The 14,993-nt window shown below is 55.8% G+C and carries 13 protein-coding genes; 7 read left to right on the top strand and 6 right to left on the bottom strand.

Features of this window, described 5'->3' with window-relative positions:
- Positions 1 to 78 precede the first annotated feature (78 nt).
- From ACTHN1_RS19090 to ACTHN1_RS19080, 3 genes are all read left to right on the top strand, one after another.
- The gene (locus tag ACTHN1_RS19090; protein ID WP_440472496.1) at positions 79 to 1,809 is read left to right on the top strand and encodes an ATP-binding protein; all 1,731 of its coding nucleotides are present in this window, start codon (positions 79 to 81) and stop codon (positions 1,807 to 1,809) included.
- Positions 1,809 to 2,021: a KTSC domain-containing protein gene (locus ACTHN1_RS19085; protein ID WP_440472495.1), complete on the top strand. Its 213-nt coding sequence runs from the start codon at positions 1,809 to 1,811 to the stop codon at positions 2,019 to 2,021. Before ACTHN1_RS19090 ends, ACTHN1_RS19085 begins: the two co-directional genes overlap by 1 nt.
- A gap of 369 nt (positions 2,022 to 2,390) precedes the next feature.
- The gene (locus tag ACTHN1_RS19080; RefSeq protein ID WP_440472494.1) at positions 2,391 to 3,623 is read left to right on the top strand and encodes a DUF2130 domain-containing protein; all 1,233 of its coding nucleotides are present in this window, start codon (positions 2,391 to 2,393) and stop codon (positions 3,621 to 3,623) included.
- Between the two features lie 205 nt (positions 3,624 to 3,828).
- Here the strand turns inward: ACTHN1_RS19080 and ACTHN1_RS19075 are convergent, their stop codons facing one another.
- The 6 genes from ACTHN1_RS19075 to ACTHN1_RS19050 all read right to left on the bottom strand — a co-directional run bounded on the left by ACTHN1_RS19075 (position 3,829) and on the right by ACTHN1_RS19050 (position 11,396).
- On the bottom strand, positions 3,829 to 4,566 hold the full coding sequence (locus tag ACTHN1_RS19075) for a hypothetical protein (protein WP_440472493.1): 738 nt from the start codon (positions 4,564 to 4,566) through the stop codon (positions 3,829 to 3,831).
- 205 nt (positions 4,567 to 4,771) lie between these two features.
- Positions 4,772 to 6,172, bottom strand: coding sequence for a hypothetical protein (locus ACTHN1_RS19070; protein WP_440472492.1), 1,401 nt, complete (start codon positions 6,170 to 6,172; stop codon positions 4,772 to 4,774).
- 1,861 nt (positions 6,173 to 8,033) lie between these two features.
- A complete protein-coding gene (locus ACTHN1_RS19065) occupies positions 8,034 to 8,732 on the bottom strand; it encodes a hypothetical protein (protein WP_440472491.1) in 699 nt (232 codons plus the stop codon).
- Positions 8,733 to 8,844: 112 nt separating this feature from the next.
- On the bottom strand, positions 8,845 to 9,279 hold the full coding sequence (locus ACTHN1_RS19060; RefSeq protein WP_440472490.1) for a hypothetical protein: 435 nt from the start codon (positions 9,277 to 9,279) through the stop codon (positions 8,845 to 8,847).
- 951 nt (positions 9,280 to 10,230) lie between these two features.
- Positions 10,231 to 11,064 carry an ImmA/IrrE family metallo-endopeptidase gene (locus ACTHN1_RS19055; protein ID WP_440472489.1) on the bottom strand — a complete coding sequence of 278 codons (834 nt, stop codon included), beginning with the start codon at positions 11,062 to 11,064 and terminating at the stop codon, positions 10,231 to 10,233.
- Between the two features lie 8 nt (positions 11,065 to 11,072).
- Positions 11,073 to 11,396 carry a helix-turn-helix domain-containing protein gene (locus ACTHN1_RS19050; protein WP_440472488.1) on the bottom strand — a complete coding sequence of 108 codons (324 nt, stop codon included), beginning with the start codon at positions 11,394 to 11,396 and terminating at the stop codon, positions 11,073 to 11,075.
- A gap of 154 nt (positions 11,397 to 11,550) precedes the next feature.
- Between ACTHN1_RS19050 and ACTHN1_RS19045 the strand changes: the two genes are divergently transcribed.
- From ACTHN1_RS19045 to ACTHN1_RS19030, 4 genes are all read left to right on the top strand, one after another.
- Entirely contained in the window at positions 11,551 to 12,303 is a 753-nt protein-coding gene (locus ACTHN1_RS19045; protein WP_440472487.1) for a multiubiquitin domain-containing protein, read from the top strand.
- A complete protein-coding gene (locus ACTHN1_RS19040; RefSeq protein ID WP_440472486.1) occupies positions 12,278 to 13,450 on the top strand; it encodes a ThiF family adenylyltransferase in 1,173 nt (390 codons plus the stop codon). The genes ACTHN1_RS19045 and ACTHN1_RS19040 overlap by 26 nt, the downstream gene beginning before the upstream one ends.
- Positions 13,451 to 13,527: 77 nt before the next feature.
- Complete coding sequence (locus tag ACTHN1_RS19035) at positions 13,528 to 13,923, top strand: DUF6527 family protein (protein ID WP_440472519.1); 396 nt, start codon at positions 13,528 to 13,530, stop codon at positions 13,921 to 13,923.
- Between the two features lie 144 nt (positions 13,924 to 14,067).
- A complete protein-coding gene (locus ACTHN1_RS19030) occupies positions 14,068 to 14,712 on the top strand; it encodes a hypothetical protein (protein WP_440472485.1) in 645 nt (214 codons plus the stop codon).
- Positions 14,713 to 14,993 lie beyond the last annotated feature (281 nt).

Raw genomic sequence — 14,993 nt, 5'->3', positions numbered from 1 at the left:
TTTCTCGGCTTGGTGACATCGGTTTCGGGTCCTACCGTAACGGTGTCACTTGCTGAGTCCCTTGCTTCAGGCATTGCCATGATTGAAGGGCACATGTATCGGGTAGCCCAAGTGGGAGGGTTCGTGCGGATACCGCAGGGATACCAAGACCTATTCGGCATTGTGAGCGCGGTTGGTGCATCGGCAGATTCTAAAGGAGGCAACGGTGGACGCTGGATGACAGTGGAGCTCGCTGGAGAGGCCCTAGGCCAGAGTTTCGAACGCGGCCTAAGCCAACTGCCGTCGATCAACGACGCGGTGCACATCGTTAGCGAAACAGACCTCAAGCGCATCTATGGAAGCCAGGGCTTGGATCAGATCGCGATAGGTACGCTATCCAGCTCCGAAAGCATCGCGGTCAAACTCTCACTTGACGCATTGGTCACTCGGCACTCCGCTATTTTGGGATCAACGGGCTCCGGGAAATCGACAACGGTCGCCAGCCTTTTGCGGTCAATTGTTCGGCCAAATGAGGCGGGGGGCGCACCAGCGTCAAGGATCCTTCTCCTCGATGTGCACGGCGAGTACACCCACGCTCTGGCGGATTTTTCCCGCGTGTACAGCGCCACACCACAACCAGGTGAACATCCACTGTTCGTACCCTACTGGGCGCTCCAAGCCAAAGACCTTCTCGACTTCGTCGCAGGAGGCCTGAACGAGAATCAAGAGATTGCGTTCTCCGACAAGATTCAGGAAATGAAAGCTTCGGTGCTGGCGGCGTCAAACTTTCCCGGACTGGATCCACAGTCGCTCACCGTAGATAGCCCCGTACCGTTCAGCCTCAAGCAATGCTGGTACGATCTCGTCGACTTCGAGGTTCGGACCCTCAACGGACCACAGCGAGACCAGCCAGCACTGGAACAGGCAGGCGACCCCGTGTCCCTGACGCCTCCTAAGTACACGCCTGCGGCATTGGGCTCTGCGGGTCCATTCTTGAATTCGCAGGCAAGAGGTATTCGCCGACAGTTGAATTTGATGCGGTCTCGGCTTCTCGACCATAGATTCGATTTCATCCTTCATCCAGGTCCTTGGGAACCTGCGCTGGATGGAACTGTTCAGCTCGACTTGGACAAGCTTCTTGATGATTGGGTGGGACACGAGAGGCCGGTTACTATCCTGGACCTTTCTGGAGTACCAAGTTCCGTCTTGACAACTCTTGTCGGCTCAATCTTACGGATCGTCTACGAAGCACTCTATTGGAGTCGTGAAAAGACCGAAGGCGGAATACATCGCCCGCTGCTGGTCGTGATGGAAGAGGCGCACCGCTACCTATCCGGCACTAAGGCAGATGGATCGGCTGCTGATGTAGTGAAGCGCATTGCAAAGGAGGGGCGCAAGTACGGGATTGGCGCGATGGTGGTTTCACAGCGTCCCGCCGAGGTCGATGAGACGATCTTGTCGCAGTGCGGCACAATCTTGGCCTTGCGTCTGTCGAACCCAGAAGATCGCGCCCGTGTGAAAGGTGCACTGCCCGACAACCTCGGCGGACTGGTGGAGTTGCTGCCGGTACTTAGGACTGGGGAGGCAATTGTTGCCGGAGAGGCCGCCAGACTTCCAGTACGATGCCGTGTCACGTTGCCCGCACCTGAGCATCGTCCTAAGAGTTCCGATCCCAAGGTCTCCGAAGCTTGGGCCACCAAGCGGATCGCAGAAGGGTATGACCGAGTCGTGGCATCCTGGCGCGCTCAAAGGACATTCGCAGTTACACGAGACCTTGGCATCGTCCGGCTTCCGGTCGAAGACACACCAAAATCAGACGGAGGTGAATAGTGAACCGGGAGCCAGTAGCGTCGTCCAATATTGCCGCAGTTGGGTACGACGAACCGTCCCAGACGCTGGAAGTGGAGTTCACCAATGGTGCCATCTACCAGTACTACAACGTGACGCAAGCGATCTTCGAACAGTTCATGCAGGCAGGCTCAAAAGGGCAGTTTTTGGCTTATCAGATCAAGAATTCCTACCCGTACTCCCGCATTGGCTAAGAGAGCTGCGCATCAATCTCCTTGGCGACATGGATGTAGATGCGCACCTTGTCATTGCGTCCGCAGCCCCAGATGTCCCTTTGCCGGCCGGATGCCGTGTCAAATAATCCTCGACCGCTGCCTCAGTTTGGCTTGGTAACACCTCGGGACTTCAACGCTCTTCAAGGCCCAAGACTCCATGCACGAGATCATTTGCCCTCACTGTAAGAAGGCATTCAAGATCGATGAAGCTGGTTACGCGGACATTCAAAAGCAAGTCCGTGACAGTGAGTTTGACAAGCAGCGCGAGGAGCTTGAAAAAAGCTGCACGAGCGGCTTCAACTAGCCGAGCAAGAGAAGCGCAATGCTGTCGCACTTGAACAGTCCAGGATGTCTGGACAACTCATAAGCAGCGCCGCCCACAAAGATGCTGAAATCCAACGCCTAAAGAGCCAGCTGGAGGCTGCAGCCATGGCCAGTCAGCTCGCCGTGGCGCAGGCTCTGAGCGGACTCGAAAAAGAGCGTGACGAGCTGACGCAGCAGCTACGCCAGATCCGGCTTGAACAAAAGGCCCAAGCCGATCTCGCGCAGGCTCGGCTGGAAGGCGAGCTGCAAAAAGTCGCCACAGGCAAAGAACTGGCATTACAAGCTTTGCAATCTCAATTGGATGCGACGTCTGTCAGCCATCAATTGGCGATTGCCGAGGCCGTGGGTAAGGTGCAGCAAGAGCGCGACACGTTCAAAAGCCAACTAGAACGCGCCGCGCTAGAGAAGGAGTTAGCCGAGAAATCGCTTAAGGACAAGTATGAAACCCAACTAAAGGATCGCGACGAAGCGATTGATCGTTTGCGCGACATGAAGGCTAGGCTATCCACCAAGATGCTGGGCGAGACGCTGGAGCAGCATTGCGATATCGAGTTCAATCGAGTTCGCGCCAGCGCATTCCCGCGCGCCTATTTCGAGAAGGACAACGATGCAAGCAGCGGCAGCAAAGGCGACTTCATTTTTCGCGATATTGACGATGCGCAGACCGAGATCGTCTCCATCATGTTCGAGATGAAGAACGAGAATGACCAGACAGCCACAAAGAGAAAGAATGAGGACTTCTTCAAGGAACTGGACAAGGATCGCATAGAGACGGGCTGTGAATACGCGGTTCTGGTCTCGCTGCTAGAACCCGATAGCGAGCTCTACAACAGTGGGATCGTCGATGTCTCACACCGCTACCCCAAGATGTACGTGGTGCGACCGCAGTTTTTTATTCCTATGATCACTCTCTTACGCAATGCGGCTATGAACTCCTTGCATTACAAGTCCGAGCTGGCTCTGGTAAAAGCGCAGAACGTGGACATTACGCGTTTCGAGACCCAGTTGGACGACTTCAAGACCGCGTTCGGCCGCAACTGGCGTCTCGCCTCGGACGGCTTCGAGGACGCCATCAAGCGCATCGACGAAGCTATTAGAGATCTGGAGAAGACGAAGGATGCGCTCTACAAGTCAGCCAATAATCTGCGTTTAGCCAACGACAAGGCCGAGGACCTCACCGTCAAGAAGCTGATACGCGGAAATCCGACAATGACGGCCAAGTTTGATGAACTGAAGAAAGAAGATTCTGCTGGCTAAAGTTGACCTGGTGGCGTGGTCTCGCAATGGTCCTGTGGCACATGCCTTGAGTGACTCAACTCAGGCTTTTCCGCTCAGTATCAACAAGTCTCGGATGGCCGGTTTGGGTCGAAGCCGTGATACCAGCTTTGAACACGACCAGACAGGCTCAGCGCCTTAGCATGGGCCTGCAAGCTTTAGGATCCCGTTTGGACAGCATGCCGCACTAGGGTTTCCCGCGGGCAGGAGGGGTATCTACCTCCAACATTGCACGGCATCGCTCCCTAATCTTCCAGTAGGAGTCCACGATCGCGAGCTTCAGTTCCCCACTGAGCTTCCTATCTTCAATGGCTTGGTGTGCAGACCTTTGGCGCGTCATCGAGTCGGCCGTCAAACGCCCGCCCAGGCCAGCCAACCTCGAGACCTTTGCAAAAGCCGCATCGACACGCTGCTGTACTTCCTTGTTCCCAGACCTCGCAAGGCAGGAAAGACCATAGCGTCGCCAGTTCGCCGTTCGATAGCGCGCTTCGGTATGCTCGCTCAACCCAAGCTCCTGGGCTAGAAGCCACAGAGAGGGCAACGGCCGACTATTAGGGGTCTCTATTAGTTCGGTGAGGAGGGTTTCGAACACCTGCGAGCGAACCTTCCTACTCTCTATCCTTAGATCAATAGGCTGAAAGGTCTCCCACATCGACGGGAAAGGCCTAGATGAACCTCCTAGCGGATCATGAAGAGCTTCGCGCAACCCGACACCCTGCAGGGCGCACAGATTAAGTAGGAGCTCAAAGTCGAGCGAAGGTGCATTGCTTGAAGCCGCTACCGTGGAAACAACTTGCCTCGCTTTCTCAGAGGCATCATCAGTCAGCAGAATTCCCGTCAGGACTGTCGAGGCGAGCGTCGTGAATGACGAGACGTCCAATCTCTTTGAGTCCGGATCGCCACAAAACTCCAAGATGTCGAGCATTTGCGAATGCACCCAGGCTTGCTCTGACGACAACCTTGCCCATTCTCCTTTCCCGCCTAGCGACGCTCCGCAGTTAACACAATGTCGTCTTGACGCATACGAAGTCCTTCTACCTTGCGACCGGCCGCACTTCTGGCATTTCCCAAGAAGAATGCAGTCATGTAATGGACAGCGAAGCACAAGATGAAAATGCCATGCCAACATCTCATACGAAGTTTCGTGATCCCAGTCCGATCGGCGTGGAATCGATATGGGCGATCTCACCGTAGCCCAGCGGTGGCGCGGACGTGTATCTAGGGTCCGTGTTCATTCGGACGCGCTGGTATGCCCGCACGCCCCCAGACGCAAGCGCATGCCGCTGAGGGCTCTGCTCCCTTATTGCTTTCTTTAGCGCCGTGAGGCCGGCAACCGGGATGCCAAGTCGCTCACACTCGGTGGCGTAGATGTGGCAAGCGTCTCTTTGGCAACTGACCCGCCCTCTGTTCCAATACTCTTCGACAATCTTCACCCTGAGCACAACGTACTGGTCGGACAGCCTCGATGTCTTGTTGCCAGAGGCGTGAAACTTGGTTAGGCATGCAGCGAGGGCTGACTTGCCCGCGCTCCTCGCCTGCCGAACTACCTTCGCAAGCCGCTTCACAAGCTTGGTCGGCACAAGATCCAGCCCATTGAGGTACCGATCAACCCTCTCCAAGCGGAGCCTAGCTTTCTCCAGATCAGTCTTTGACGCAGTCAGAGTTTCATCTCCAAGTTCGCCAAGCGGTTTGATCCGGTCCGATACTTCGGCGGCGACTGCGGTTGCGTATACCTCGGCTTGGCATTGCGTTGGAAAGAGATAGAATTTCGATTGCTGACCAATGGACACTGACCTGCACGGCCCGAATGCATAGGCCTGCGCCAACATCAGGAGCGCAACCCTGCTGGTGAAGCCAGCCAATGTGTTTTGGAGCTCAGAAATACTTTGGGGCCGCTTCTCAATGAGACGGGCTGCCGCCTCACAAGCTCGCATCTCGTAGTCGGTACAAGTCAAGCGTTTGGCATCGTAGATTGCTGTCAAGTTCTGCAGATAGATGGCTGGATGCTTCGGCCCCACCCAGACTTTGAACGCGATACCTCGTGCTTTCGCCCACTCTTCGTAGGGCTTGCACGTCCATCCTCCCTCTACTTCGGACCAATCGGGATGCTCCTCGCCGATCTTCTTACGAAGCCATTCTTCCTGCTTGCACTCAACTAGCTCGACTGATGACTTTCTGAGCACCAGGAAGTCGATGTGCGCTGAGCTTACGTGTAACCGTCCGTCAGACCTCTTCCTAGTTATTTCTATACACGGCACCTGTGCGTAGTAGCCGACGACCTCTGGGTCTAGCTCGAGTTCATACGCACACGGGAGCTCACACGTGTGGCTTTCGACCGTTCTCGGACTGCTGTTCTTTAAGGAGTCAAACCTGGTTACGACGTTGGTCAACGCGCCGGTGCCTACACGCTTCTGGCCCGCCCCCTTGATTGCTTTCTCCACGCTTCGGACGTTCTCATGCGTAAGCCCTGCAGCGGCGTAGATGCCACGGCGCGTCTGCTCATCTGGTCCACCAATCTCCATCTTGTCCACAACACACCTCCCGCCGGCCTAGCCGGCTTAGGGCATAGGGAGCCCGTGCCAAGCGCCAGAAGCGCTTGACAGGGCGTTCAATAAGGGGGAGATTTCGGGCTTAGCGAATGTGTACGAAATCAGAGAGCCCGCTCGGTTGGCCCCGTGCGGGCTTTCTTTTTCCCCGCCGACGGGGAATCTCAGCTCGTATTCATTCTATCCTCCTGTTTTCGCTGGGCTTTCTGTTCCGGTAGCTGGTTTAACCACGGTGGTGGCTTGGGTGTGGATTCGTGCCACGCCAGCAGTCGTGAGCGTCACGCTTTTCGCTTTTCCTGCCGTCGGTTCCAGCCTAGTTGCAAAGCTTTCGCTGCCGCACGCAGAATAAATTCACCTGTTCAGGTGCATTTATTCGATGAATACGGTGAATTCGAAGCGTGCATGGACACCCCCGGTTAGGCGCGGTCGTCCACCCAAGTCCAGGGTCGATATATTTCGAGAACGGATACTGCGGACAATGATTGCGCAGCTGCCTCGTGATGCACCTCAGTGCCGCTTCGACCAGGAAGCTGTCCTGAAGGGCGGCGCGCTTTCTCAAGCTCGTGAGCAGCGTATCTCTGAGTGCCACCCAGTGTTTCATGCGGCTTGCAGATGGCCATTCCAGCTGCTCGAAGTAAGAACCGTGAGGCACTCACGGTTACGAGCACTAATCGAGACATACGAGCTTGATCCCGCATGTTTCTTGCCCATTCGGAGGATCGAGCTGCCCGCCGCCAGCGACGGACATGTGATCTTCTTCCCCGACCGAGCGCCGGATACGCTACTTCGCAGAGGAGATCTGTATGGATACTTGGCACTGCTAACGCAGTTTCGACTGTCGCTTCTTCAAGGCGATACCACTACGCAATGGATCACCGCGCGATACCTAGTTCGCTCCATCGCCGGCGCGTGTCTTCACACTGCGATTAGGCCGCATGCGCGCACGCTTATTGTTCTCACGATGCGCATCCTATCGCTGCTTCCACACCCTTGTGTCCCGGTGAGGATCGATCGACACAACGTGCGTGAACTAATTCGCTCTGGCGAAGCTTACAGAGACCGTTCCATTGATCCGCTTGTTCACTACTCGGTCCAGGCCTGCCCGGCTGAGCAGGCGACGCTGCTTTGGCCGCGTCTATCTCGACTTTAGCTGAACCAACCAAGTGATGCCTTCGGGCAACGAACGCGCGCACGCTCGGTCACTTTACGCATCATGGACAAAGCGCATGCCTTAGTGCCGAGCGGAGCTATGAGGACGCGTTAACGGCGGAATATCACTCAAACCGGCAACCTCATGCTTGCTTCAATCAATGCGAGCGTTACAGCTCTCAACTCAGGCGCCAAGAACCTGGTCGCCTCAGTTTGCTCCACCTTCCCTATAGCTTGCTTTCCATCAACCGCGGTGAATGTCACTGCGTGAATAACCTCATTTCGAAGACGGTTTGCAGGCCTTCCATAATTTCGAACCCAATCCACTTGATCCGTACGACCACTGCTGCTCGCTTGTCTCTCAAGGTCAGCAATGGCCTGCCCAAGCGTTCTCTCGAAGGGCGCCATCGACGGTGCTCCAGCGTGCCTGTCAATTGAGTCGCGAACCCCAGCATGAAGCCGTGCTGCAGCCCATGCAACGCGCCCAAGCTCCACGAGAAGGTCAGGATCTGTGGGCATCGAGTCGACGTAGCTGTCAGGTACTGAATTCATGCCGCTAACGCTACACCTTTTCTAAAGGTATCGAGCACATAGAAAAGAACTTCTACTGTCGAAAATCCTTTTCGCAAAGACAGCACGACGCGTCCAGCGGGCCCGCGCCTTGTGGCTGGCGACTCTTTGACGCTGCGATCAGGCATCAAACGTCTGCGAGCGCTTTGCGTAGTTGGTCTGCGATATCCCGCCGATTCAAGAAATGGGTGAAACCTTCTTTGTCGAGCAACTCGTAGATCATTGAGCCGCACATCATATTAATCCGGCCGTAGCCAGGAGCACGCGGAATCGCAGTTCCCGTTCCGGGCACGCTGTGTTTCGCGAGATTCATCCGGAAGAGTTCGACCATCCGGAAAATAGGCTCCAATCGCTCCCATGCGCGATCGATCAAATTCCGATAATCTGCGTCGATCTTATATTGCTCTAGCTGCTTGCGGCGGAAATGTGCAGCGAGATTCACCTCGTCCTCTGATGGCATGCTAGCAAGCTTTAGATCGATACCGCCGTTGTCGTAGAGCTTCTTAAGCTGATATCGACGGTCTCGCCAAAGGCGCAGCACTTCATAAAGACCGTACACCCACATCTGAGACAGCGCCGAAACTGTCAATGCCGACTGCATCGGTGTCCTTTCGATCTCCATGTACTCAGCTAGCAGTTCGAGTTCATGCTGGGTCACGACCATATCTACCAGGCCGACGTTCATGGCCTGCATGCCAAGCCACATGTCGTCGTCAAAGAGCGGTAGCTGGCGCAGGCGCGACGTGATGACGCTGAAGTCGAGCTCGTCCCAGCCTTGATAGCCGGGGCCGTAATGGTCGTCGTTGTGGTCTTCTGCTTCGCTCATGATGGGCGGGAACTTTATTGCTATCCCCTCACCTTAGTGACCCGCTGGCCGTTGCTCAAGGTGCATCCGAGTCGATCCGTCGCGCGCTTCATGACCGAGCTTGAACACACTGTTAGCCCGCTGCCGGCACAAGCCGGGCACCTACTGCATCGAGCTCCTGCATGAGAGCGCGGGCTGCAATGGAGATGTCCTCCATCTTCCCGATGTACTCAGGGATTCTTTGCCCTCGGGACAAGAACGGCGTGGCCTCCTCGTCGAAGTCATGGGCAAGCCAATTACGACGGTCTTTGAAGGCACGGACCTTGCCAAACAGCTCCGCGTCCATTGGGGCATCCCGCTCTATAGCGCCAACAACATTGCCCATGGCCCGCGATAGATGTTCTTGAACGCTATTCGTAGCCTGCTCGAAAGACCAACCGTTACGAACTGCTTGGTAGGTTCCATAGTAGTGCGCAAGCGCATATTGAACCTTCTGCCCCATCAGTAGTGCGAGACCAACTTTCTCGCAGAGCTCACGAAATTGGGCAGGCTCTTCCGCAATGTTCATAGGGCCAACTACCTCATATCCGGACCTTTGCGTCCGGTTATACGACATATCCAAAGCCTACCGCATGGGGGCCTTCCGCTTAATGCCATCCGATCCTAGGGTGGCTGGGTCCGACTAACAAGCCGACGTACAACCGGCCCGTGGATGAAGTTGGCGATGATATGCGGTCCGCTTGAACCCACGGAACCTACCCTCATGGGATGAACCAATCGGACAACCCACGCCGTAGGATCTATTGGTCCGACAGCAATCTGCCGACCGCCTCATGGCTCATCGAAGAGAACGCAGCAGGACACTCTTCGTATGCCTGAGCGAAAAGGCGGCCACATGGGTCCGCTCTATCACCGGCTGCCGTAGCTAGCACCTTGTCCGTGAAGTCGAGCTGCGGAGGAAGATAGGCCTCCTTAGCTCCATCAGCGATGGCAGCCAGCTTGTCCTTACTTGACTGAAGGGAACAGGCCATAGCTGCCCGCTGAAATAGGTCCCTTTGCACGGCGCTAGGGCACGAATTTCCCGCCTGGAAGAGCGCCAACCCAGCTTCATACCTTGCAAGATCCAGCTTTGGGTCCAAGCCCCGGTTTTCCACGAAGAATCCGTAGAATCCGAAAGACGTCGTCGCCAGCGCTAGTGTGGCGCCTATCCAGCTTTCCTTGATAAATCGGGTCCCGAGAAGCAGTAGCCCGGCAGTTAAAGAAGCAGACGATAAGTACGCTGCACCGGCAATCCACTGCTGTTGGAAGAGTTGGTGTACCCCTAGCGCAAGACCAAGCAGAATTACCAGCAGCGAAGCTGTCATTCGCACCCTATAGAACACCGTAACCACCCCAACAATCTATTGGATGCAACGGATTCTCTTGTTGACTACTGGCGATCACTCTAACGACCTCGTTCCTGCTAAGAGCTTCAATCTCGCGCCCGGAATCTAAGTCGCCAGGCTACGCATTTGCAGCATCAATCGTCTTCATCAGGAACGTCTGCCATCAACAGCGTTAGCGTCCATCCTTTTGCCTGAAAAAGTGTCTGCTCAAACAGCTCCACATCTTTGGGTGGACGGGCCATCCAGTCATGCGGATCGGCCTCGTCAGCCTCAGATACGTCCGCATCTTGCGCATTCGCGATAGCTAGGGCGGTCGCGCCTCGTGGCAGCGCGCGGCCTCTAGCCACCGACAAGAAGGGAAAGTCGGCGCCCCTATACACCTGTTCAATCTTTCCGTGGCGCGCGATGATCATCGACGTTGGATCATCGGATAGGTTGATCAGCCTCCTACCCGCTGCGGTCCTGCTGACACCAAACTCATCAGAGAGCTCGACAAGCGCTTCAATAGAAGCCCCTCGCTTGGCACGAAGTCGCCTTTTAAATTCGCTCCGAGGCATAAGCAGCTCGGACGAAAACTCGTTCGCTTGTGCTTCCCACAACGGGCGCCCTTTAAGTCCAGAGGAATCATTTCCTCGCATGTCCGACTTCGTGCATTGGAACCTTCCAGCACTTGGGAAATGCAATGGCATCAATGCATGTCCGAGCTCGTGACCGATCGTGAATCGACGGCGTGTCTCGATAACCCCTGCTTTAAGCAGAATCGCACAGCTTGATTTTGTGTCGTCTGCTAACAGCGCGCCCTCAAACGCATCGGTATCGATATCCTCGATTCGCACGATGTTCAACGCCAATGCGACTTCCTCTATAGGAAGTGGATACGCAATAGCTGGTATTTGCTTGATCACTGCTTCGGCCATGAGGCGAGGATGGCCAATGTCCGCTAACTCCATGCGGTCAAGCTTTTCCATGCGTATTCCTAGCCAGTCTTCTTCATCACTTGAATGAGGGCCATGACTTGCTCCCGCTGCGGATCAGACAGCTCGCCCAGATCTCTGAAAAGCGCACCAATCTCACCTTCCTTTTCAGGAAGTTCGCCTATCAAATAAGACACTGTGCGTTGATAGTGTCTGGCTAAGCGCTCGAGTAATTCACGAGTGGGATTGCCACCCTCACCCTGCTCAAGTTGCCAAAAGTGCGGTTTGCTAATCCCAACCGCATCTGCCGCCTGTTGAAGTGACTCCCCCTTCTTCATTCGTAGCTGCTTCAAGCGAGCTGCAAAGGTCTGCGGGACGTCACTCATAGAGGCTCCGGGGCGGCGCAGGGGGCTGTACATACTAAAGCGCACATTCCGTTAGATCAAGAGTTGACCTAACGGGTCGTATAGGTAAATCTAACGCCGTCGTCGGGCAGTTCCGGCGTCGGGCCTGAGCGGTTCTCAGGCGGGAGTAACCCCCATGAACGAAGATTTGATTGATTGTGAAGACATCGGCTCGGCCATCCGTGAGGATCGCCCGCTCCGTCCCGCAACCGGTTATCGCATCTTGGTGGCCCAGGATAGCCTTAACTTCGAACCCGCAGTGATCAGTGATCCGGTTCCTCTGGGTCGCCAGATCCTGACCGCAGCAGGCCTGCCGGCTTCCACCGACCTGAGCCTGTTCGCGATCCTGCAGAGCGGCGACTTCGAGGATGTCCGTCTCGACGAGCCGTTTGATGTCCGGGGCAAGGGCGCCGAACGCTTCATCGTCTTTCCCGCCGATCCGCTCTACCGACTGGTCCTCAACGGCAGCCAGATTGTCTGGGGCCACGCTTCCATCCATGGCCAAGTGTTGTATGACCTGGCGAACGCCGAGGATGATCAAGCCGTTTTCCTCGATGTCCCCGGCGGAACCGACCGTCTGATTGAACCTGACGAGCACATCGACCTGTCTGAGCGTGGTGTCGAGCGTTTCCTCATCGCTCGTAAGCCGCCAACGACCTACGAGATCATCATCAAGGGTCAGCCGTACGTGGTCGGTGACAAGCGCGTCACCTTCGAACAGGTGGTGGCACTGGCCTTTCCCGGCCCGCAAGCCCCGAATGTGCGCTTCACGATGACCTATCGCAACGCTGCTTCTGTACCCCACGCAGGAGAGTTGAGCGCGGGCCAAGGCGTAGACGTCAAACCCACCGGGAGCATCTTCAATGTCACGCGCTGTGTTCAGTCGTAGTCCCGACCTGCAGCGCTTGCGTGATGATGGTTACGCCGTCGAGATCAGGAATGGATTCCTGATCTTGCACGATGTGCCATATCTGTCAGCTGCGAATCAGATTTCCTACGGGAAGCTCGTGTCTGCCCTCACACTAAACGGTGACCAAGCCGGCCCGCCCGACACGCATGTCGTCATGTTCGAAGGGGACTATCCCATTGGCGAAGATGGCAGGCCGATCGAAGCCATCCGTCATCAATCAGTGCCGACCTACATCGACGAGGGTCTAAGCACCAATCACAAGTTCTCGTGCAAACCCGATGAGGGCTACCCGAGCCACTACGAGAAGATGAGTACCTACGCGGCCATCATCAGTGCGCCGGCACATGCCTTGGACAGCGAACGCACCCCTCGCGTGCATCGCATCATCGAGGATGAGGAGGAGAGCGTCTTCCACTATGTGGACAACGCATCTTCCCTGGCGGGAATCGTTAATCTGAGTGCACGTTTGAAACCGGAAGTGATCGGCATTATTGGAACTGGTGGTAGCGGCGCGTACATCCTCGATCTCGTTGCGAAGACTCCGGTAAAAGAGATCCGTGTCTTCGATCCCGACGAGTTCAAACAGCACAATGCCTTTCGATCACCCGGCGCACCCAGCATCGAAGAGCTGCGTGATATCCCAAAAAAAGTGGACTACCTAACCGGCATCTACTCCCGGATGCATCGCAACATCGTGCCCTACTCGGTCAAGATAACGGCCGACAACTTGCACTTGCTCGATGGCATTACGTTCGCGTTCCTTAGCATGGACGCAGGCCCCGAGAAAGCGGCAGTTATCGGCTATCTGGAGCAGAAGGGATTGTTTTTCATTGATGTCGGAATGGGGCTGGATGTCGACAACGGATCCTTGGCAGGTATCCTCCGGGTGACCACCAGCACTCCCGAGATGCGCGACCACGTCCACCAGGGGCGGGTGTCGTTTGCAGGTGCAGAGCAGGACATCTACGCATCAAACATCCAAGTCGCAGACCTGAACATGCTGAATGCCGCCCTCGCGGTGCATCGATGGAAGAAGCTTCGAGGTTTCTATCGCGACCTAGAGCGAGAGCACCACACCACGTTCACTACCGACGGCAACCAGCTAACCAACAGTGATTTCCTGTGATCAAAGTCAACGAACTAAGACCAGAGTTCTCACAGTTCATCCCCCCCGATCTTGAGCCCGGGATCCTGTATATCTCGATGCAATATGCCACCGCCTCACACCTTTGCTGCTGTGGATGCGGTGAAGAAGTCGTGACCCCATTCACGCCAACGGACTGGTCCATGAGCTTCGATGGCGAAAGCGTGTCTCTCAGTCCTTCTATAGGAAACTGGTATCTGCACTGCAGGTCACACTACTTCATACGCCGAGGAAAAGTGATCGAGGCGGGTAGCTGGTCGAAGGAACGCATCGATGCCGAGTGGGATCGTGATCGACAAGCAAAGTCGAAGTTCTATCAAGACAAGGAGGCTGTCCAGCCTGCTGAAGAAGCACCGATTGAGCCCCAGGTGCTTGTAGAGCCCCACCTTGTCACTCAACGCGGCGATGGCATCCTGCGTCGGCTACGCAATTGGTTTCGTAAGTTGAGCGACTAGCTAGGCGCCTGCAACGCACCCTTCGGGCGGTCAGCGCAGGCGCGTCCACGAGGAAGAGACACTTCACATGGAGAGGCCCGCATGAGAGACGTGGTTAGAGGTCAAACGCTTTCGAACTTTGAGTGCGTTCGGGAAATCGTAGCCATGGCCGAGAGACTGCAGATCGGCAGTCTCGTGCCGAAGCTACCGCAGGGCCGTCTTGCGATTGTCTGGACCCAAATGGTCGGTGGTCCATTCTTTTGGATCTCGGGCGTAGAGATCGTATTTAAGCGTCTATGTGTCTTTGCGGTGATGGTCGGCCTGGCCTATGGCTACCTTTCCGTATTCAGCAATGCAACGGACCAGAGCTTCTTCCTTCCCGCCTTCCTTCTTGGCGTCTGCCTGACCTACTTCGCCATGCCAAGTCGGGTGTCGATGAAAGGCGTCGGCCCGGATCGCGTGCGTGAGTTAAGCCAGACAATCGCCGAGATGCGGCTTTCCAGCGAACGCCTGAAGTCATTGAAAGAAGGCGTTGCGTTGTTCAGGAGCCAGGCCTTCGAGCGCTTAACTCGATTCAACTATGTGGCCGGCTTAGTGTGGGCCGCTCTTTTCTGGTACTTCGCAAGCCACGTACTTGCTCCCAATCTTAGTGCGGAGGTCGTAAAGGATGGCCTATCTAATTCGCTGCTTGGCGCCATACTTTTCCTTATGACCCTGCTGGCCGCGACGGCTTACGCAGCAGCCGTGCGGGCGACCTATCTAACCTTGGACTTCGCCACCCTTGAAGCTGGAAGTGAATCTCACGTGTAGTGCTATCTGCTTCGGGTTGAATGCAGACGACACGGGCTCCCATCAACACAACGCTTTCACAGCCATGCATGACAGCGTTCGCGAGAGCAGGGCTGGCGCCACTTGAGATCAACAGGTAGCCAGCCCTGGAGTCCGCTACGGGTCATAGGTGGACATACCCCAAGGGAAGCTATCGGCCAAGAGCAGACACCGTGTCGTGCGCGGATTCCATAGTCGCTTCGGCCAGCGAAACCGGATCCGGTGCCTGGCACCGTAAAATTTGGGCGTAAGGCCCCCTATCG

It is taken from the genome of Pseudoxanthomonas sp. (assembly GCF_051953815.1).
Taxonomy (GTDB): domain Bacteria; phylum Pseudomonadota; class Gammaproteobacteria; order Xanthomonadales; family Xanthomonadaceae; genus Pseudoxanthomonas_A.
The sequence above is the reverse complement of the archived record's forward strand: the minus strand, read 5'-3'. Positions and strand labels throughout refer to the sequence as shown.

Coding starts and splice junctions, on each gene's coding strand:
- ACTHN1_RS19090 (WP_440472496.1), top strand. CDS start 79: ATGATTGAAGGGCACATGTATCGGGTAGCCCAAGTGGGAGGGTTCGTG.
- ACTHN1_RS19045 (WP_440472487.1), top strand. CDS start 11,551: ATGAACGAAGATTTGATTGATTGTGAAGACATCGGCTCGGCCATCCGT.
- ACTHN1_RS19075 (WP_440472493.1), bottom strand. CDS start 4,566: ATGCTCGACATCTTGGAGTTTTGTGGCGATCCGGACTCAAAGAGATTG.
- ACTHN1_RS19060 (WP_440472490.1), bottom strand. CDS start 9,279: ATGAACATTGCGGAAGAGCCTGCCCAATTTCGTGAGCTCTGCGAGAAA.
- ACTHN1_RS19050 (WP_440472488.1), bottom strand. CDS start 11,396: ATGAGTGACGTCCCGCAGACCTTTGCAGCTCGCTTGAAGCAGCTACGA.
- ACTHN1_RS19055 (WP_440472489.1), bottom strand. CDS start 11,064: ATGGAAAAGCTTGACCGCATGGAGTTAGCGGACATTGGCCATCCTCGC.
- ACTHN1_RS19035 (WP_440472519.1), top strand. CDS start 13,528: ATGCAATATGCCACCGCCTCACACCTTTGCTGCTGTGGATGCGGTGAA.
- ACTHN1_RS19040 (WP_440472486.1), top strand. CDS start 12,278: ATGTCACGCGCTGTGTTCAGTCGTAGTCCCGACCTGCAGCGCTTGCGT.
- ACTHN1_RS19065 (WP_440472491.1), bottom strand. CDS start 8,732: ATGAGCGAAGCAGAAGACCACAACGACGACCATTACGGCCCCGGCTAT.
- ACTHN1_RS19080 (WP_440472494.1), top strand. CDS start 2,391: ATGTCTGGACAACTCATAAGCAGCGCCGCCCACAAAGATGCTGAAATC.
- ACTHN1_RS19030 (WP_440472485.1), top strand. CDS start 14,068: ATGGCCGAGAGACTGCAGATCGGCAGTCTCGTGCCGAAGCTACCGCAG.